The 18,167-nt window shown below is 71.8% G+C and carries 21 protein-coding genes; 11 read left to right on the top strand and 10 right to left on the bottom strand.

Translation table 11 applies throughout. From position 1 onward, the window contains the following. From ACWGKU_RS28395 to ACWGKU_RS28370, 6 genes are all read right to left on the bottom strand, one after another. Nucleotides 1–1,449: M1 family metallopeptidase (locus ACWGKU_RS28395; RefSeq protein WP_452191616.1), on the bottom strand; the 1,449-nt coding region annotated here is incomplete at its 3' end. A 164-nt stretch (nt 1,450–1,613) separates the two neighbouring features. After that, nucleotides 1,614–3,158, bottom strand: coding sequence for a M1 family metallopeptidase (locus ACWGKU_RS28390; RefSeq protein ID WP_452191615.1), 1,545 nt, complete (start codon nt 3,156–3,158; stop codon nt 1,614–1,616). Between the two features lie 205 nt (nt 3,159–3,363). Next, nucleotides 3,364–4,236, bottom strand: a complete 873-nt coding sequence (locus ACWGKU_RS28385; RefSeq protein ID WP_401052288.1) for a sulfurtransferase — start codon at nt 4,234–4,236, stop codon at nt 3,364–3,366. Between the two features lie 201 nt (nt 4,237–4,437). Further along, nucleotides 4,438–4,668 carry a hypothetical protein gene (locus ACWGKU_RS28380; RefSeq protein ID WP_401052290.1) on the bottom strand — a complete coding sequence of 77 codons (231 nt, stop codon included), beginning with the start codon at nt 4,666–4,668 and terminating at the stop codon, nt 4,438–4,440. Between the two features lie 99 nt (nt 4,669–4,767). Next, entirely contained in the window at nt 4,768–5,094 is a 327-nt protein-coding gene (locus tag ACWGKU_RS28375; RefSeq protein WP_401052292.1) for a hypothetical protein, read from the bottom strand. Nucleotides 5,095–5,261: 167 nt separating this feature from the next. After that, nucleotides 5,262–5,870: a polysaccharide deacetylase family protein gene (locus ACWGKU_RS28370; protein WP_359904878.1), complete on the bottom strand. Its 609-nt coding sequence runs from the start codon at nt 5,868–5,870 to the stop codon at nt 5,262–5,264. Here ACWGKU_RS28370 and ACWGKU_RS28365 point away from each other — a divergent pair. Together ACWGKU_RS28365 and ACWGKU_RS28360 are read left to right on the top strand one after the other, a co-directional pair. Then, nucleotides 5,863–6,081, top strand: coding sequence for a hypothetical protein (locus ACWGKU_RS28365; RefSeq protein WP_452178021.1), 219 nt, complete (start codon nt 5,863–5,865; stop codon nt 6,079–6,081). The genes ACWGKU_RS28370 and ACWGKU_RS28365 overlap by 8 nt on opposite strands. Before the next feature lie 297 nt (nt 6,082–6,378). Further along, nucleotides 6,379–7,239, top strand: a complete 861-nt coding sequence (locus tag ACWGKU_RS28360; RefSeq protein WP_387686810.1) for an SAM-dependent methyltransferase — start codon at nt 6,379–6,381, stop codon at nt 7,237–7,239. A gap of 51 nt (nt 7,240–7,290) precedes the next feature. Here ACWGKU_RS28360 and ACWGKU_RS28355 read toward each other — a convergent pair whose 3' ends face one another. Beyond that, on the bottom strand, nt 7,291–8,160 hold the full coding sequence (locus ACWGKU_RS28355; protein WP_452178020.1) for an Fpg/Nei family DNA glycosylase: 870 nt from the start codon (nt 8,158–8,160) through the stop codon (nt 7,291–7,293). 117 nt (nt 8,161–8,277) lie between these two features. Between ACWGKU_RS28355 and ACWGKU_RS28350 the strand changes: the two genes are divergently transcribed. The 5 genes from ACWGKU_RS28350 (at nt 8,278) to ACWGKU_RS28330 (ending at nt 11,687) form a co-directional block, all read left to right on the top strand. After that, nucleotides 8,278–8,772: an SRPBCC family protein gene (locus ACWGKU_RS28350; protein WP_452178019.1), complete on the top strand. Its 495-nt coding sequence runs from the start codon at nt 8,278–8,280 to the stop codon at nt 8,770–8,772. A gap of 98 nt (nt 8,773–8,870) precedes the next feature. Beyond that, on the top strand, nt 8,871–9,530 hold the full coding sequence (locus tag ACWGKU_RS28345) for a hypothetical protein (protein WP_359909133.1): 660 nt from the start codon (nt 8,871–8,873) through the stop codon (nt 9,528–9,530). 101 nt (nt 9,531–9,631) lie between these two features. After that, nucleotides 9,632–10,423 carry a DsbA family protein gene (locus ACWGKU_RS28340; RefSeq protein ID WP_452178018.1) on the top strand — a complete coding sequence of 264 codons (792 nt, stop codon included), beginning with the start codon at nt 9,632–9,634 and terminating at the stop codon, nt 10,421–10,423. After that, nucleotides 10,420–11,040, top strand: coding sequence for a vitamin K epoxide reductase family protein (locus ACWGKU_RS28335; RefSeq protein ID WP_401051108.1), 621 nt, complete (start codon nt 10,420–10,422; stop codon nt 11,038–11,040). Before ACWGKU_RS28340 ends, ACWGKU_RS28335 begins: the two co-directional genes overlap by 4 nt. Before the next feature lie 62 nt (nt 11,041–11,102). Further along, nucleotides 11,103–11,687 (top strand): dihydrofolate reductase family protein, encoded by a 585-nt coding sequence (locus ACWGKU_RS28330; protein ID WP_452178017.1) that lies wholly within the window; start codon nt 11,103–11,105, stop codon nt 11,685–11,687. Nucleotides 11,688–11,712: 25 nt separating this feature from the next. Here ACWGKU_RS28330 and ACWGKU_RS28325 read toward each other — a convergent pair whose 3' ends face one another. Further along, the gene (locus ACWGKU_RS28325) at nt 11,713–12,696 is read right to left on the bottom strand and encodes an adenosine deaminase (RefSeq protein ID WP_359909122.1); all 984 of its coding nucleotides are present in this window, start codon (nt 12,694–12,696) and stop codon (nt 11,713–11,715) included. A 143-nt stretch (nt 12,697–12,839) separates the two neighbouring features. Between ACWGKU_RS28325 and ACWGKU_RS28320 the strand changes: the two genes are divergently transcribed. Both ACWGKU_RS28320 and ACWGKU_RS28315 read left to right on the top strand, forming a co-directional pair. Then, nucleotides 12,840–13,121 carry a DUF6158 family protein gene (locus ACWGKU_RS28320; protein ID WP_359909119.1) on the top strand — a complete coding sequence of 94 codons (282 nt, stop codon included), beginning with the start codon at nt 12,840–12,842 and terminating at the stop codon, nt 13,119–13,121. 120 nt (nt 13,122–13,241) lie between these two features. After that, entirely contained in the window at nt 13,242–14,630 is a 1,389-nt protein-coding gene (locus tag ACWGKU_RS28315) for an NADP-dependent succinic semialdehyde dehydrogenase (protein ID WP_401051112.1), read from the top strand. 36 nt (nt 14,631–14,666) lie between these two features. On the opposite strand, the gene ACWGKU_RS28310 is transcribed toward ACWGKU_RS28315, so the two are convergent. Further along, complete coding sequence (locus tag ACWGKU_RS28310) at nt 14,667–14,966, bottom strand: hypothetical protein (RefSeq protein ID WP_452178016.1); 300 nt, start codon at nt 14,964–14,966, stop codon at nt 14,667–14,669. 56 nt (nt 14,967–15,022) lie between these two features. Continuing rightward, entirely contained in the window at nt 15,023–16,069 is a 1,047-nt protein-coding gene (ku, locus tag ACWGKU_RS28305) for a non-homologous end joining protein Ku (RefSeq protein ID WP_452178015.1), read from the bottom strand. A 146-nt stretch (nt 16,070–16,215) separates the two neighbouring features. Here ku and ACWGKU_RS28300 point away from each other — a divergent pair, with 146 nt between their 5' ends. Next, nucleotides 16,216–16,443 (top strand): hypothetical protein, encoded by a 228-nt coding sequence (locus ACWGKU_RS28300; protein ID WP_452178014.1) that lies wholly within the window; start codon nt 16,216–16,218, stop codon nt 16,441–16,443. Nucleotides 16,444–16,708: 265 nt separating this feature from the next. Then, on the top strand, nt 16,709–18,148 hold the full coding sequence (locus ACWGKU_RS28295; protein WP_401054350.1) for an amino acid permease: 1,440 nt from the start codon (nt 16,709–16,711) through the stop codon (nt 18,146–18,148). Nucleotides 18,149–18,167: the final 19 nt, after the last annotated feature.

Raw genomic sequence — 18,167 nt, 5'->3', positions numbered from 1 at the left:
CGTCGCCAGCGAGGCCGAGGCTGAGGCCGCGGCAGCGGTGCCCGGCGGCACCGGTCCGACGGCGGGCTTGCTCGGGGTGAACAGCCAGGTGTTCAGCAGGTCCCCGAGCTTCTTCCCGGAGACCTTCTCGGCGTAGGCCTGGAACTCCGGAATGGTGGCGTTGCCGTAGCGGCGCTCGGTGGGCCAGCCCTTCAGGATCTGGAAGAACTTCTCGTCCCCGACGGCGTTGCGCAGCGCCTGGATGGCCAGCGCGCCGCGGTAGTACACCGCGAGGGAGAACTGGTTGTCCTCGCCCGGGTCGCCCGGCTTGACGGTCCAGAACGGATCGTCGGCCGGGCGTGAGGCGTAGATGTAGTCGGCCAGTTCCTGTGCGGTGCCCTCGTTCTCGTGCTCGGACCAGAGGAACTGCGCATACTCGGCGAAGCCCTCGTTCAGCCAGATGTCGGACCAGCGGGAGAGCGAGACGCTGTCGCCGTACCACTGGTGGGCCAGCTCGTGCACGACCACCGACGTATTGGTGCCCCTGGCGAACAGCCCGGGGCCGTAGGAGACCCGGGTCTGGGTCTCCAGGGCACCACTGGACGGGGTGTTGGCGACGTAGCCGCCGACGGAGCTGAACGGGTACTCGCCGAAGTAGCCGCTCAGCCAGTCCACCAACTCGCCGGTGCGCTCGATACTCGCCCGCGCCGCGTCGGCGTTGTCACCCAGATCCTTGCTGTACGCGTTGTAGACCGGCAGCCCGCTGGCCGTGGTGTCCCGGGTGACGTCGAACCTGCCGATCGCCAGCGTGGCCAGATAGGTCGCCTGCGGCTTGTTCTCGCGCCAGCTGTACCGGGTCCAGCCCGCCTGGGAGGTGGTGCCGGTCAGCACGCCGTTGCTGATCACCTGGTTGCCGTCCGGCACCAGCACCGAGACGTCGAAGGTCGCCTTGTCGCTCGGGTGATCATTGCTCGGGAACCACCAGCCGGCCGACACGGGCTCGCCGGCCACCACCGCACCGTCCGGGGTGCGGCGCCAGGCGGTGTAGCCACCGTACTTCTCCACGGTGGACGGCACATCCTTGTACCGCACCACCACGGTGGCCTGGGCGCCCTTGGCCAGCGGCCGGGCAGGGGTGATCTCCAGCTCCTGATCGCCGCTGGTGGCGAAGGCCGCGGGCCGCCCGTTGACCCGGACCTCGGAGACCTTCAGCGCGAAGTCGAGGTTGAACCGGGAGAGGTCCTGGGTCGCCGTGGCCAGGATCGTCGTGGTGCCCTCCAGCTCGTCGGTGGCGGGCTGGTACTTCAGCCGGATGTCGTAGTGCGACACGCTGTACCCGCCGTTGCCGAGGGTCGGGTAGTACGGGTCCCCGACCCCGTCCGCGCCGGGTTGGAAGTCGGAAGCGGAAGCGGGAACGGCCAGGAACAGGCTCAGGGCACTGGCGGCGGAGACGATCAGCCTCTTGCGCACATGGTCCTCCAGGAATCACCGGAACGACGGGGTCGAATCGATCCTTCTCCCGTCAACCCCTCGCCCACTCCCCGATCGTGAGATCTTCATGAAAAGAAACGCGCCGACATGACGGCTCCGGAGCGGTACCGCGGAGCCGTCACGTCGGCTGGTCCGGCATGTCGTCAGTTATGGGCTTCGTGCACCGAGTTGGTCTCCTGGATCTTCTTCCAGGACTTCGGCTCGACCGGGGGCTGCCCCGCGTCCCGGCCGGCGTCCGCGCCCGGCGCCAGCGAGGCCGAGGCTGAGGCCGCGGCAGCGGTGCCCGGCGGCACCGGTCCGACGGCGGGCTTGCTCGGGGTGAACAGCCAGGTGTTCAGCAGGTCGCCGAGCTTCTTCCCGGAGACCTTCTCGGCGTAGGCCAGGAACTCCGGAATGGTGGCGTTGCCGTAGCGGCGCTCGGTGGGCCAGCCCTTCAGGATCCGGAAGAACTTCTCGTCCCCGACGGCGTTGCGCAGCGCCTGGACGGCCACCGCACCGCGCTCGTAGACCGCACCGGAGAACTGGTCGTCCGGGCCCGGGTCGCCCGGCTTGATCTTCCAGAACGGGTCGTCGGCCGGGTGCGAGGCGTAGACGTAGTCGGCCAGTTCCTGCGCGGTGCCCTCGTTCTCGTGCTCCGACCAGAGGAACTGCGCGTACCGGGCGAAGCCCTCGTTCAGCCAGATGTCGCTCCAGCGGGAGAGCGAGACGCTGTCGCCGTACCACTGGTGGGCCAGCTCGTGCACGACCACGGAGGTGTTGGAGCCCTTGGCGAACTGCCGGGGGCTGTAGAAGATCCGGGTCTGGGTCTCCAGGGCGTAGCCGGTCGGCACATTGGGGACGTAGCCGCCGACGGAGCTGAACGGGTACTCGCCGAAGTAGCCGCTCAGCCAGTCCACCAGCTCGCCGGTGCGCTCGACGCTCGCCCGGGCCGCGTCGGCGTTCTCCCCGAGGTCCTTGCTGTACGCGTTGTAGACCGGCAGCCCGCTGGCCGTGGTGTCCCGGGTGACGTCGAACCTGCCGATCGCCAGCGTGGCCAGGTACGTCGCCTGCGGCTTGTTCTCGCGCCAGCTGTACCGGGTCCAGCCCGCCTGCGAGCTGGTGCCGGTCAGCACGCCGTTGCTGATCGCCTGGGTGCCGTCCGGCACGAGGACCGAGACGTCGTAGGTGGCCTTGTCGGTCGGGTGGTCGTTGCTCGGGAACCACCACCAGGCCGCCTCGGGCTCGTTCGCCGCGATCCCGCCGTCCGGCGTGCGGTGCCAGCTGGTGAAGCCGTACCGCTTCACGGTGGACGGCACGCCCTTGTAGCGCACCACCACGGTGGCCTGGGCGCCCTTGGCGAGCGGCCGGGCGGGGGTGATCTCCAGCTCCTGCTCGCCGCTGGTGGCGAAGGTCGCGGGCCGCCCGTTGACCCGGACCTCGGAGACGTTCAGCGCGAAGTCGAGGTTGAACCGGGAGAGGTTCTGGGTCGCCGTGGCGAGGATCGTCGTGGTGCCCTCCAGTTCGTCGGTGGCGGGCTGGTACTTCAGCCGGATGTCGTAGTGGGAGACGCGGTAGCCGCCGTTTCCGTAGGTCGGGTAGTACGGGTCGCCGACCCCGGCCGCGCCGGGTTGGAAGTCGGAAGCCGAGGCGGGAACGGCCAGGAACAGGCTCAGGGCACTGGCAGCAGAGACGATCAGCCTCTTGCGCACGTGGTCCTCCAGGGATCACCGGAACGATGGGGTTGGATCGATCCTTGTCCCGGGTGCGCCCCGTCCACTCCCAAATTGTGAGATGTTCATGAAAAGAAACCCGCCGACATGACGGCTTCGCAGCGCTGCCGCGAAGCCGTCACACCCTCCCGCGGGCCCCACCCGGCGCCCGCATCCCACCCGTCACCCCCACCCCACCCGCCACTCACGCTCCGAGCGTCACCGGTGCCCGCACCAGCGAGCCGTACTCCGTCCACGAGCCGTCGTAGTTCTTCACGTGCGGGTACCCGAGCAGCTCGGTGAGCGCGAACCAGGTGTGCGCGGAGCGCTCGCCGATCCGGCAGTACGCGATCACCTCGCGCTCCGCTTCCACGCCCTTCCCCGCGTACAGCTCCCGCAGTTCCTCCGCCGAGCGGAACGACCCGTCGTCGTTGGCCGCCTGCGACCAGGGGACGTTGACCGCGCCCGGGATGTGCCCGGGCACCTGCGCCTGCTCCTGCGGAAGGTGCGGGGGTGCGATCAGCTCGCCCCGGAACTCGGCCGGCGAGCGGACGTCCACCAGCACCGCGTCCGCCCCGGGCTTGGCGAACACCTCCGCCTTGGCCAGGACTTCGTCCCGCAGCGCCCGCAGCTCCGGCCGTTCGGGCCCGCCGATCCGGTAGCCGGTGTGCTGGTAGTCCATCACCTCGGGGGTGAGCTCCCGCCCCTCCAGCTCCCACTTCTTGCGCCCGCCGTCCAGCAGCCGCACCGGCCCGTAGCCGCGCAGCCGCAGCAGCCAGTAGGCGTAGGCGGCGAACCAGTTGTTGTTGCCGCCGTAGAGCACGACGGTGGTGTCGTCCTCGACCCCGGCCGCCCGCAGCAGGTGCTGGACGCCGTCGCGGTCGACGTAGTCCCGGCCGACCTGGCTGTGCAGGTCGGTGGTCCAGTTCCAGCCGACCGCGCCGGGGATGTGGTCCCGGTCGTAGGCCTCGGTGTCCTCGTCCACCTCGACGACCCGGATCGTCCCGTCGTCCAGGTGGTGGGCCAGCCATTCGGTGCGGACCAACGTCTCGGGGTGCGCGTAGCCGTTGCCGGTCATCCCAGGCCCTCCTTCGCTCTGCCCAGGTTGCTGCGCCCGACGGGGCACGGTGGGCCGCACGAGGACGGCAGGGCGTACGGGCACGGCAAGGCGCCGGCGACCGGGCCGGACAGTTCGAACCTACGCCGCCCGTGCGGCCCCGGCCACCCGGCCGGGAGATCCGTCCGGTCACCCCCGCCCGGGAAGCCCGCCCGTGCGCCGTCAGCCCTGCGCCGCGCCGTCGAGCCGCGCCACGCAGTACAGGTTCAGCACGTCCCCCTCGACCCGCTTCGCCTCGACCGAGCGGAACCCGGCCACCGCCGGCATCCGCCGGGCCGTCTGCTCGCCCCAGACCGTCCCGAGGCCCTCCCCGCCCTCACCGAGCGAGATCGTCATGCAGTGGAAGGTCGAGAAGGTGTAGAGCGCGGGCGCCAGCGGCACGATCGCGTCCACCCGAACGGCCCCACGGCACAGGCGGTGGGGCCGTTCGGCGGATGGTCCGGCGGCTCCCGACGCGGCGCCGGACCGTTCGGATCAGCGGTGACGGTCCGCTCAGGAGAAGACGACGGAGCGCAGCTTCAGCCGGTCGCCGAGCTTCTTGCCGGGGTTCATGACGTAGAACACGTCACCCGCGCAGCCGGAGTCCAGGAAGACCGTGGCCGTGGAGCGGGTGAGGTTCTCCGGCGCGAAGCCCGGAGCGTCCTCGGTCGTCCACGGCAGGTCGATGCACTCGCCGCTCCGCGGGTCGGCGAGGCCGGTGAGGACCCCGGGGCCGACCTTGTAGAGGAAATCGCCCTCCGCGGCGTTGGCGGAGAAGGGAACGGCGAGGACGAGGGCGACGGCGCTGGCGGCGGCGAGCACGGCGTTGCGGAGACGCATGGGTGAGGGCCTTTCAGGTGGTACCCGGCGGTACCCGGATTCATCGGTGCGAGATCACCCTAGAGGCCCAAAATCCGCAAAAACGGTTCTTCTAATCCACCTATTCGAGTGGTTTAAAGGTTGAAACCGCTACCCGTCACCCTGCGGAGGTCCACCGGAAACCCCCGTCAGTTCGGCGGAGCGGTGAAGTAGTACCCCGAGTCGACGAGCACCGGCAGGTACGCCTTCAGCGCCGCCACCGTCTGCGAGCGGTCCCCGCCGCCGTCGTGGTTGAGCACGATCGACCCGGGCCGGACGTTCTTGAGGATCCGGTCGATGATCGCCGAGGTGCCGGGCCGGGCCCAGTCCCTCGGGTCCACCGACCAGGCCATGTTCCGCATCCCGAGGTCGGCGGCCACCTTGAGCGAGGCCGCGGACCAGTCCCCGCCCGGCGCGCGGAACCAGGTGGGCTGCCGGCCGGTGGTGCGGTGCAGCAGGTCGGAGGTGCGCTCCAGCTCGTCCCGCACCTTGGCCTCGGACAGGTGCCGCAGGTCCGGGTGGGTCCAGGTGTGGTTGGCGATGTGGTGGCCGCGGTCCGCGATCTCCCGCACCAGGGCGGGGTGCTCGACCGCGTTCTCGCCGATCAGGAAGAACGTCGCCCTGATCCCGTACTGCTCCAACAGCGTCAGCACGGTCGGCGTGTGGCGGGGGTCCGGGCCGTCGTCGATGGTGAGCGCCACCACCCGCCGCTCCGGGTCCAGGTCGTACACCGGCTTGGCCTCCGCCTCGGTGAGCACCCGGCGTACGGGCGCCGCACTCGGCGCGGCGGACGGCGGCGCCGACGAGGACGCCGCGGACGGCGTGCCCCCCGGGGTCACCGACGGCGCGGCGGCCGCGGCCGGTGCGGCACCCGGCCCTCCCGGCGCCCCCTCGGGCCCCACCGGGGCGGACGGGGCGGCGGCGCCGCCCGCCCCGTCCGCGGCTCCGCCCTCCCCGCCGCCCACGTAGCTCCGACATCCGGCAGCCGTGCCCAGGAGGGACATTCCCGCCGCAACCAGTAGCAATCTGCGCGAAGTAATCTGACGATCTGACAGCATTGTGGATGCATGCCCCGGCCGTCGCCGCCCCTCCCGGGGGCAACTCCGACGGCCCCGATCACCACTCCGACGGCCCAGGGCCATCGGCCGTCCACCCCGCCCCCGAAGATCTTCCACGGATCTTCCCCGACCGGACGCTCCACCTCCTGTCCGGACCGCTACGCTGTGCCTTCCCCAGTGTGATGATCTGCCATCAGAGGACGTGGCCATGACGACAAGTCAGGACTCCCCCCGCCCGGGCCCGCAGGACGACGACTCCCCCGAGCTCAGCCAGTGGGAACGTTTCGGCGTCGACACCACCGCCCCGCACTCTGCGCGCGTGTACGACTACTGGCTGGGCGGGAAGACCAACTTCCCGCCGGACCGCGCCATGGGGCAGGCCATCGAGCAGGCCGTTCCCAGCGTCAAGGCGATGGCCAAGGCCAACCGGGCGTTCCAGGGCCGGGCCGTGCGCTACCTGGCCCGGGAGCACGGCATCCGCCAGTTCCTCGACCTCGGCACCGGCATCCCGACCTCGCCGAACACCCACGAGATCGCCGAGGCGGTCAGCCCCGGGACCCGGGTGGTCTACGTCGACAACGACCCGATCGTGCTCGCCCACGCCCGCGCGCTGATGGTCTCCAGCCCGGCCAGCCGCACCACCTACATCCACGCCGACCTGCGCAAGCCCGAGGAGCTGTTCGCCGACCCGGCGCTCACCGCCACCCTCGACCTCACCCAGCCGGTCGGCCTGCTGATGATCGCCGTCCTGATGCTGATCGCCGACGAGGACGACCCGTGGGGCCGGGTGGCCGCGCTGCGCGACGCCCTTCCGGCCGGCAGCTGCATCGCCCTGACCACCCCGACCCCGGACTTCGACCCGGAGGCCGTCGGCAAGGTCGCCGAAGCCGCCCGGGCCGGCGGGATGACCCTGGTGCCGCGCGGCTACGACGACGTGGTCCGCTTCTTCGACGGCTGGGATCTGGTCGAGCCGGGCGTCGCCCCGGTGCTGGCCTGGCGCCCGGACGGCGAGCCCCCGGCCGACCCGAAGGCCGCGTACTACTGGGGCGGCGTCGCCATCAAGCGCTGACCGACGAACGCCGGGTGGGACGGCCGCGAACCGTCCCACCCACCGCGGCCGTCACTTCAGCAGCCGCGACAGCCGCCGGTCCGCCAGCGGCTTGCCCCCGGTCTGGCAGGTCGGGCAGTACTGGAACGAGGAGTCCGCGAAGGACACCTCACGAATCGTGTCCCCGCAGACCGGGCAGGGCTGACCGGTCCGGCCGTGCACCCGCAGCCCGAGCTTCTTCTCCGCCTTCAGCTCCCCCGCCGCCAGCCCGCGCGAACGCTCCACCGCCTCGCGCAGCGTGCCGCCCAGCGCCTCGTACAGCCGGGCCACCTCGTCCTCCGTCAGGCTCCCGGCGAGCTTGTACGGCGACATCCGGGCCGCGTGCAGCACCTCGTCCGAGTAGGCGTTGCCCACCCCCGCCAGCACACCCTGGTCCCGCAGCACACCCTTGAGCCGCCGCCGCTCGCCGTGCAGCAGCACCGCGAAGTCCGCCAGGGTGAACGCCGGGTCCAGCGGGTCCGGCCCGAGCCGGGCCACCCCCGGCACCTCCGCCGGATCCCGCACCACGTACACCGCCAGCCCCTTCTTCGACCCCGCCTCGGTGAGGTCGAACCCGTCCCCGGCCTCACCCGCCAGCCGCACCCGCAACGCCAACGGGTTGCGCGGCCCCGGCCGCGGCGGCTCGACGGGCAGGCCCTCCTTCCACCGCAGCCAACCGGCCCGGGCCAGGTGAACCACCAGGTGCAGCCCCTCGGCCTCGACGTCCAGGAACTTCCCGCGCCTGCCCACCGCCCCGACCGTCCGCCCCTCCAACGCCGTCACCGGCGGGTCGTACGTCTTCAGCGCACTGATCGCCACCGGCTGCACCCGAGCGATCACCCGCCCGATCAACCGCTCGGACAAAAAGACACTCAACGCCTCGACCTCGGGCAGCTCCGGCATGCGCCCAGTCTCCCCCACCCCACCACCCCCCGCGCGCCCGAGAGCGCCCCCCTCCCGCCCCCCTTTGCCCACCCCCACCCCAAGGCGCACGCTGGACCCAGGGAGGTGCCGCGCACAATGAGCACCCTTGAGGAACAGATCGACATCGCCGCCCCCGTCCTCGCCGCCTGGGAGCAACTGCACCGGGTGCACGAGTACCCCCGGTTCGTCGACGGCGTCAGCAGCGCCCAGCCGCACGGCCGGAACCTCGCGCACCTCGGGGTGGAGGTCGACGGCGCGCGGCGCTCGGTCGATGCCGAGATCACCGACCGCGGCCGGGGCCGGGTGATGGCCTGGCGGACCCTGGATCCGCTCCCGCTGCGCGGCGCCTTCGCGCTGCTGCCGCTCGATGCCCGGCACACCCGGTTGCAGATCCGGGTGGAGTACGACGCGGAGGCGGTGCGGCGCGAGTTCGGCGGGCCGCGCGGTTTCGCCCAGGCCGGGGCGATCGAGCGGGCGGTGCGGGAGGATCTGGACCATTTCCGGGAGCTGGTCGAGGCGCGGGTGAACGCCGTCGGGGCCGGCCCGGAACCGTCGGACACCCGGGCGCAGGCTCCCGGCCGCCACCCGTAAGCATCGGATAAGCCCAGCTCAGCGCGGGCGGTGAGGCTCTTCACAGCGCACCGTCCGGCAGACCGTTTCGGTTTCAACCTGTGGCAGACTCGGGTGCCATGGACATCGGGCCGGTCACCAGGACGCTCCGCGCGGCGGTCTTCGCCGCGCTGGTCGTGCTGCTCGCCGGGCTCGGCCAGGTGCTGGTCACCGGCCGTACGCTGCCGGTCGGCCCGATGCTGCTGGCCTCGGCCGCCGTCTTCGCGGTGGCCTTCTCGCTGGCCGGCCGCGAGCGCGGCTTCCCGGCGATCGCGGCGGTGTTCCTGCCCCTGGAGCTGGGCGCCGGCGCGCTGTTCGACCTCGCGCAGAGCACGTGTCCCTCGCTGCCGCCCGGCGCCGGGCACGGCCTCCAGCCGCTGCTGTGCGGTGGCGGTTCGCTCGGCGGTTTCCTGCTCGGTCACGGCGTCTCCGCCCGGACCGGTGTGCTGCTGCTCCTGCTGCTGCACACGGTGATCGCGCTGGCCGGCGCCTACTGGCTGCGCCGTGCGGACGCCGCGCTGTGCTGCCTGGCCGGCGCCGTCCGGATGGTGGGCGAGTTCCTGCACCGCCATCTGCCGGCCGCCGCCCGCTGGCTGCGGCTGCTGGCCGCCCCGCTGCCGGCCCGTCCGCCGGCGCGGGTGCCGTTCCCCCGGGCCAGCCGTGCGCTGGTCCCCGCCGAGGACGTCGTCGTCCGCCCGGCCGTCCGGCGCGGTCCGCCGGTGTTCGCCCTGGCCGTCTGAGCCGCGGGCCTCCCCGCCCGCTCAGTCGGCTGTTCTCTCCCCCGCGCAGGCCCCGACCGGCCGCGCCGCCCCGTACGCCCGAGAGCACAGGACGACACCCCATGAGCAACACCCGCAAGACCGCCAAGAAGGCCTCCGCCACCGACCGCATGCGCGTCGCCCGCGCCCAGGCCGAGCGCTCCGAGCGCATCCGCCGCCGGGTGGTGGTCGGCGGCGCCTCGGTCGCCGTCCTCGCCCTCGCGGCGGGCGTGGCCTTCGCCGTCGGCGGCTCCTCCGGCTCCGGTTCGAGCGCCGCGAACGGCCCGCTGGTCGTGCCGGCCAACGCGAGCGGCACCGACGGCACCGTGATCACCTACGGCAAGGCCGACGCCCCGCACACCCTGGACGTCTACGAGGACTTCCGCTGCCCGTTCTGCGAGCAGTTGGAGACCACCACGGGCACGGCGATCCAGCAGCTCGCGGACGACGGCACGTACAAGGTCCAGTACCACCTGGCGACGTTCCTGGACAACAACCTCGGCGGCAAGGGCTCGCGCACCGCGCTGGCCGCGGCCGGCGCCGCGCTGAACGAGGGCGTGGACAAGTTCAAGGCCTTCCACGACGTGCTGTACGCCAACCAGCCGGACGAGCGCAGCGACGCCTTCGGCGACGTCAACCACGTCCTGGACCTGGCCGGCCAGGTGCCCGGCCTGAAGACGGACGCCTTCGTGAAGGCCGTCCAGGACGGCACCTACGCGCCGTGGGCGGCCAAGGTCAACGAGGAGTTCAACAAGAGCGACGTCACCGGCACCCCGACCGTCAAGCTGGACGGCCGGAAGCTGGACGTCCTCTCCAACGGCAAGGCCGTCTCCCCCGAGCAGTTCACCGCGATGGTCAAGCAGGTGACCGGATGACGGCCGGCGCGCCCGACGTGCGGCCCACGTACGGCGCGAGCCGCCCGTTCGCCTGGCTGCTGCTGATCGGCGGCGCCGTCGGCCTGTTCGCCTCGGCGGTCCTCACCCTGGACAAGATCCGGCTGCTGGAGGACCCGTCCTACGTCCCCAACTGCAACATCAACCCGATCATCAGTTGCGGTTCGATCATGCGCAGCGCGCAGGCGGAGGCCTTCGGCTTCCCCAACTCGCTGATCGGGCTGGTCGCCTTCGGGGTGGTCGTCGCGGTCGGTGCCGGGCTGCTCTCGGGGGCGGCGTTCCGGCGCTGGTTCTGGCTCGGCCTGCAGGCCGGGACGGTGTTCGGGGTCGGCTTCGTGACCTGGCTGATGTACCAGGCGCTGTACCGGATCGGTGCGCTCTGCCCGTACTGCATGGTGGTGTGGGCCGCGGTGATCCCGCTGTTCTGGTACACCACGCTGCACAACCTGCGCTCGGGCGTGATCCCGGTGGGCCCGCGGCTGCGGACGGCCGTCCGGGAGGCGGCCCGCTACCACTGGGTCGTCCCGGCCCTCTGGTACGCGGTGATCGCGCTGCTGATCCTCGACCGGTTCTGGTACTACTGGAGCACCCTGATCTGATCCCGTCCGCCGCCCCTTCCCCCGCGGCAGGGGCGGCGGACCGTCTCCCGGTGAGGCCGCCGATGCGCCGCAGGATCGTCCTCTTCGTCTCCCTGTCCGTGGACGGCTACTTCGAGGGCCCGGACCACGACCTCGGCTGGAACCTCGTCGACGACGAGGTGCACACCCACTTCAATCGCGAACTCGCCCGAATGGGTGGTTTCGTCTCCGGCCGGGTGACGCACGAGCTGATGGCCTCCGTCTGGCCCACCGCCGACCAGGACCCGGCCGCCGACGGTCCGACGGCCGAGTTCGCGGGCATCTGGCGCGCGATGCCGAAGACCGTCTTCTCCCGCACCCTCGACCACGCCGACTGGAACACCACCGTCGTCCACGAGGTCACCCCGGAGTCGGTCGCCGCCCTCACCGCCGGCCCCGGCGGCGATCTCTGCCTCAGCGGCGCGAACCTGGCCGAGTCCTTCCTCGCCCTCGACCTGATCGACGAGTTCCGGCTCTACGTCCACCCCGTCGTGCTCGGCCGCGGCACGCTCTTCTTCCGCCCGACCGACCACCCCACCCCGCTCGCCCTGGCCGAGACCCACCGCTTCACCAACGGCGTGACGCTACTGCGCTACGAGCGCGTCGGCCCGTCGCCCCTGGACGGGTGACGGGCCGGCGCGACGGACGGGCGGGTCAGAAGACGTACGCCTCGACCTCGGCGAGCAACTCGGCCCGGCGCCGCTCGCTGATGAAGGAGGCGCGGAAGGAGTTGGCGGCCAGCCGGCGCAGGGCCTCCTGGTCGAGGGCGAGGGCCTCGCGCACGGCGCGGAAGTTGTCCTCCACGTAGCCGCCGAAGTACGCCGGGTCGTCGGAGTTGACGGTGACCAGCAGCCCGGCCTCCAGCATCTCGTCCAGCGGGTGGTCGGCGAGGGTGTCGATGCAGCGCAGCCGGACGTTGGAGAGCGGGCAGAGGGTCAGCGGGATCTGCTCGCGCACCAGGCGGGCGACCAGCTCGCCGTCCTCCAGGCAGCGCAGCCCGTGGTCGATCCGCTCGACGCCGAGGACGTCCAGCGCCTCGGTGATGTACGCGGCCGGGCCCTCCTCGCCCGCGTGGGCGACCCTCCGCAGCCCGGCCTCGGCGGCCCGGCGGTACACCTCGCGGAACTTCACCGGCGGGTGGCCGACCTCGGCGGAGTCCAGGCCGATGCCGGTGATCCGGTCGAAGTACGGACGGGCGGCCTCGAAGGTCTCCAGCGCGGACTCGGCGGACTCGTCCCGCAGGAAGCACATGATCAGCTGGGCGCTGATGCCGTACCGCTCCTCGCCGCGCTCCAGCGCCCGGGTCAGTCCGTCCACCACCGCGCCCAGCGGGACCCCGCGCGCGGTGTGCGCCTGCGGGTCGAAGAAGATCTCCGCGTGACGGACGCCCTGCTCGGCGGCCCGGGCCAGGTAGGCGTCGGCCAGGTCGGCGAAGTCGTCCTCGGTGCGCAGCACGGCCATCAGCGCGTAGTAGAGGTCCAGGAAGGACTGGAGGTCGCTGAAGGAGTACGCCTCGCGCAGCGCCTCGGTGTCGGCGTACGGCAGCTCTACGCCGTTGCGGGCGGCGAGTTCGAAGGCGAGTTCGGGCTCCAGGGTGCCTTCGATGTGCAGGTGGAGTTCGGCCTTGGGAAGCGGCATGGGCGATCTGTCCGAGCGTCGGCGGGATGGTTTCTGAGGAACGCGGAAAGATTCATCCTACGATCCGTGCCCACCGGCCGGGTGCAGCCGCGACGGTCCCCGGGCACCCTGGAGGAGGGGACTTCCGCCGAGGAGGCACCGAGATGCGGCACGCCGACGACCCGCACATCCGGCCCGCGGGCATCTCCCCGCACGCCCTGGGCAACGACACGCTCCTGCACGAGCTGGAACAGCTCCACCGCACGCGCCACGAGACCTTCCTGTACGGCTCGGAGGAGGCGCTGAAGCGGCACACGCTGCGCACCGGGGAGCTGGAGGCCGAGTTCCTGCACCGCTTCCCCGGCCGGCAGGTCACCGCGGCCCGGACCAGGGCCGGGGCCAGGGCCCGGGAGGCGGCGGCCCGGGTGGAGTCGCTGCCGGAGTGAGCGGAGCGGATCGCCCGCCCGCCGGGACACGCCGGGCGCGCCGAGGCGTGCCCGGAGCCGGGCGGTCAGGGAGGGTGTGAGGGCAGACGCACCGGACCCCGACCCACCTGGGAGCCCCGCATGCCCATCGCCAGCGTCAACCCCGCGACCGGCGAGACCCTCCAGACCTTCGAACCGCTCGACGCGGCCGGCATCGAGCGGCGGCTGGCCCGCGCCGAGGCCGCCTTCCACGGCTACCGCGGCACCACCTTCGCCGCCCGCGCCGAACTGATGCACCGCGCCGCCGACCTGCTGGACCGGGAGCAGGAGGCGGTCGCCCGCACCATGACCGAGGAGATGGGCAAGCCGCTCGCCGCCTCCCGCGCCGAGGCCGCCAAGTGCGCCAAGGCGATGCGCTGGTACGCGGACAACGCCGAGGCGCTGCTCGCCGACGAGCACCCGGCCCCGGCCGACGTCGCCGACTCCGGCGCCAGCCGGGCCTACGTCCGCTACCGCCCCCTCGGCCCGGTGCTGGCCGTGATGCCGTGGAACTTCCCGCTCTGGCAGGTCGTCCGGTTCGCCGCGCCGGCCCTGATGGCGGGCAACGTCGGCCTGCTCAAGCACGCGTCCAACGTGCCGCGCACCGCGCTGGCGATCGAGGAGCTGTTCCGGCGGGCCGGCTTCCCGGAGGGCTGCTTCCAGACGCTGCTGATCGGCTCGGGCGCGGTCGAGGGCGTGATCCGGGACCGCAGGGTCACCGCCGTCACCCTCACCGGCAGCGAGCCGGCCGGGCGGGCGGTCGCGGCCACCGCGGCGGACGAGGTCAAGAAGGCCGTCCTGGAGCTGGGCGGCAGCGACCCGTTCGTCGTGCTGCCGAGCGCCGACCTGGACGCCGCGGTGCGCACCGCCGTCCGGGCCCGGGTGCAGAACAACGGCCAGTCCTGCATCGCCGCCAAGCGCTTCATCGTGCACACCGACGTGTACGAGCGCTTCACCGCCGCCTTCACCGAGGCGATGCGGGCGCTGAAGGTCGGCGACCCGATGGACGAGGACACCGACGTCGGCCCGCTGGCCAGCCGCCAGGGCCGGGACGACCTGGAGGAACTGGTCGAGGACGCCCGCACCCGCGGCGCCCGGGTGGAGTGCGGCGGCGGACGCCCGGAGGGCTGGGATACCGGCTGGTTCTTCGAGCCCACCGTGCTGACCGGCATCACCCCGGCGATGCGGATCCACCAGGAGGAGACCTTCGGCCCGGTCGCCACCGTCCACCGGGTGGCCGACCTGGACGAGGCGGTGGCGGCCGCCAACGACTCGCCGTTCGGGCTCAGCTCCAACGTCTGGACCACCGACGAGGCCGAGCGGGAGCGCTTCGTCCGGGACATCCAGGCCGGCGGGGTGTTCTTCAACGGCATGACGGCCTCCCACCCGGCGCTGCCGTTCGGCGGCGTCAAGCGCTCCGGGTTCGGGCGGGAGCTGTCCGGGCACGGGATCCGGGAGTTCTGCAACGTCACCACGGTGTGGATCGGCTGAGCCGGACCTCCCGGCCCCGTGCCCGTCCCGGCCGGGTCAGGACGCCATGCGGTGCCGGCCCGGCCCGGGGGTCATCCAGCGGGCGATCACGCCGCCCATCGCGATGAGCGTCAGGCCCCAGAAGATCGCCATCGGTATCAGCACCGGCAGCAGGCTCACCTGGACGGCGACCATGCAGAGGCCGATCGAGAGCGCGATCATGAACGTCACCACGGTGGGGCTCAGACTGAGCAGCCAGTGCCAGACGCGGTGCCCGAAACCCTGGGCCCTGCGGGCTTCGGGACCCGCGGCGGCGTCGGCCTGGGCTTCGACTTCCTGGTACGTCAGCAGGTCCATCGGGATCGCCTCCAAGGCTGGACGGCTGGATGGGAGGAACGCCTGACCCGGGAGGGTCAGGAGGCCTTGCGGGGGGCCGAGGACTTCCGGGTGGCGGTCCTCTTCGCCGCCGGACTCCTCGTGGCGCCTGTCCCGGAGGTCTTCGCGGAGGCCTTCGCGGAGGTCTTCTCGGCGGACTTCTCGGCGGACTTCTCGGCGGACTTCGGGCCCGCCTTCGGGGCGGTCTTCCTCGCCTGGGCGCGCTTGCGCGGCGTGGGCTCCTCCTCGGCGCCGGCCTCCCCGGCGTCGACGTCCCCGGCTCCGGCACCCTCGGCTCCGGCGCCCCGCCCGCCCTTGGCCTGCTTGAGGCTGCTGCGCAGCGCCTCCATCAGGTCGATCACGTTGTCCGGCGCCTCGCCCGGCTCCTCCTCGTGCGGGACCTCCACGCCCTCCAGCCGCGCGGTGATCACCTGCTGCAGCGCCTGCTGGTAGTCGTCGTGGAGCTGGGCCAGGTCGAAGTCCTCGGAGAGGGTGTCCATCAGCGACCGCGCCATCTTGAGCTCCTGCGGCCGGACGGTGACGTCCCCCTCGGGCGTGATGCCGGCCACCGGGCGGACCTCGTCGGGCCAGATGCAGGTCTGGAGCACCAGGGTGTTGTCGTGCACCCGCAGCACCGCGGGCGACTCCCGGGTGCGCAGCGCGATCTTGGTGACGGCGATCTGCCCGGACTCGGTGAGCGCGTCGCGCAGCAGCGCGTACGGCTTGGCGGCGGCCTTGTCGGCGACGCCCACGTAGTAGGCCTTGGAGAACATCAGCGGATCGATCTCGCCCTCGTCCACGAAGGCCAGCACGTCGATGATCTTCTTGCTGGGCAGCGGCAGGTCGGCGAGGTCCTCGTCGGAGAGCGTCACGGTCCGCCCGTCGGGGGACTCGTACCCCTTGGCGATCTCCGCGTACGGGACCTCCTTCTCCTCCTGCTCGCAGTACCGCTTCATCCGCACCCGGCCGCCGTCCTTGGCGTGCACCTGGTGCAGCGGGACGTCGTGCTCCTGGGTCGCGGAGTACAGGTGGACGGGGATGCTGACCAGCCCGAAGCTGATCGTCCCCTTCCAGGTGGTCTGCATGGGGTCGCTCCTGACCGGCGCCGGGAACCGGCTGGCGCCGAGCACGCTCGGGATGCTCCTACGGCATGCCCCGAGAGTCCCACTCTGCCCGGATTCGCGCGGATCGTCCACACCGCGCCGACAATGGGCCGAGGAGGTCGATGCGGATGACCGTCCGGAGCCGGCAGGACCGGGACCAGGCGCCGCCGCCGGAGCGGTACGGCTACCTGGTGACGTACGCGGTGCGGGGCGAGCCCGGCACACGGCGCGCGGAGGTGACCGTCCTGCCCGGATACTCGCAGGAGGAGGACATCCCCCGGATCCTGGCCGCCCGGCTGACCGGGCGACCGGCGGACGGGGCCGCGATCACCGTCCTCGACGCGCGGCCGATCTGACCGCGCAGGTGCGGGCGATTTGAGCCCCAACAGAGCTTGGCAACCTTTTCGAATACTGACCATGCGTCAGATCTGAGGTTTCCATGCCACCTTTCCACCCACCCTGACCAGGCTTTTTACGTCCGGTAAGCGAACAGTTATCAAAGCATTGTTCCGATACTCGGGCGTAGAAGTTAGGTTGCGACGCAATGCGCGGGCAAGTCCCCCACCCTCCGGCGCGACGAGTCGAGGGTCACACCGCGCTGGAAAGGCACAGGGCACCTTGATGAGTGCGGACACCACCAAGCCCACGACGGCCACCAGGCTCCCCCACCAGCCGAGTCCGACCGGAGAGGGCGGCGACGGCCACCTGAAGGCCGGACTCAAGAACCGCCACCTGTCGATGATCGCCATCGGCGGCGTGATCGGCGCCGGCCTCTTCGTCGGCTCCGGCGCGGGCATCGCGACCACCGGCCCGGGCATCCTGCTCTCGTACGCGCTGGCCGGCGCGCTGGTCGTGCTCGTGATGCGGATGCTCGGCGAGATGGCCGCGGCCGACCCGCAGAGCGGCTCCTTCTCGGCGTACGCGGACCGCGCGCTCGGCCGCTGGGCCGGCTTCTCCATCGGCTGGCTGTACTGGTTCTTCTGGGTCGTGGTGCTCGCGGTCGAGGCGACCGCCGGCGCGAAGATCCTCAACAACTGGGTGCCCGGCGTGCCGCAGTGGGGCTGGGCGCTGATAGTGATGGCGGTGCTGACCGCCACCAACCTCTTCTCGGTCGCCTCCTACGGCGAGTTCGAGTTCTGGTTCGCCGGGATCAAGGTGGTCGCGATCGCCGCGTTCCTGGTGATCGGCACCCTCGCCGCCTTCGGTCTGCTGCCGGGCACCCACGCGGTCGGCGCCAGCAACCTCACCGGTCACGGCGGCTTCCTGCCGCACGGGGTGGGCGCGGTGTTCACCGGTATGCTCACCGTGGTCTTCGCCTTCATGGGCAGCGAGATCGTCACCCTGGCCGCCGGCGAGTCGGAGGACCCGGAGAAGGCGGTCAGCAAGGCCACCAACAGCGTCATCTGGCGCATCGGGATCTTCTACCTGGGCTCGATCCTGCTCGTGGTCACCCTGCTCCCGTGGGACTCCGCCGACGTGAAGGCCAGCCCGTACGTGGCGGTGCTGGACCACATCGGCATCTCGGGCGCCGGCCAGGTGATGGACGTGATCGTGCTGACGGCGGTGCTGTCCTGCCTCAACTCCGGGATGTACACCGCCTCCCGGATGGCCTTCTCGCTCGGCCAGCGCGGGGACGCGCCCAAGGCCTTCGCCACCGTGACCTCGCGCGGCGTGCCGCGGGTGGCCATCCTCTCCTCGGTGGTCTTCGGCTTCGTCGCGGTCTTCTTCAACTACACCTCGCCGGACACCGTGTTCGCCTTCCTGCTCAACTCCTCCGGCGCCGTGGCGCTCTTCGTCTGGCTGGTGATCTGCGCCACCCAGCTGCGGATGCGGAAGATCATCGAGCGCGAGATGCCCGAGCGGCACACCGTCCGGATGTGGCTGTACCCGTACCTGACCTGGACGGCCATGGGCATGATCGGGTTCGTCATGGCGTACATGTTCACCGACGCCGACGGGCGCAAGCAGATGTACCTGTCGCTGGTCGCCGCAGCCATCGTGCTGGCGGCCTCGGCCGTGGTGGGCCGACGGCGGCGGGCCGCGGTGGCGGCGGGCTCCTGACCCGCCCGCCCCGCGCGGG

It is taken from the genome of Kitasatospora sp. NPDC054768, from assembly GCF_053612025.1.
This window is presented reverse-complemented; position numbering and strand designations above follow the sequence as displayed.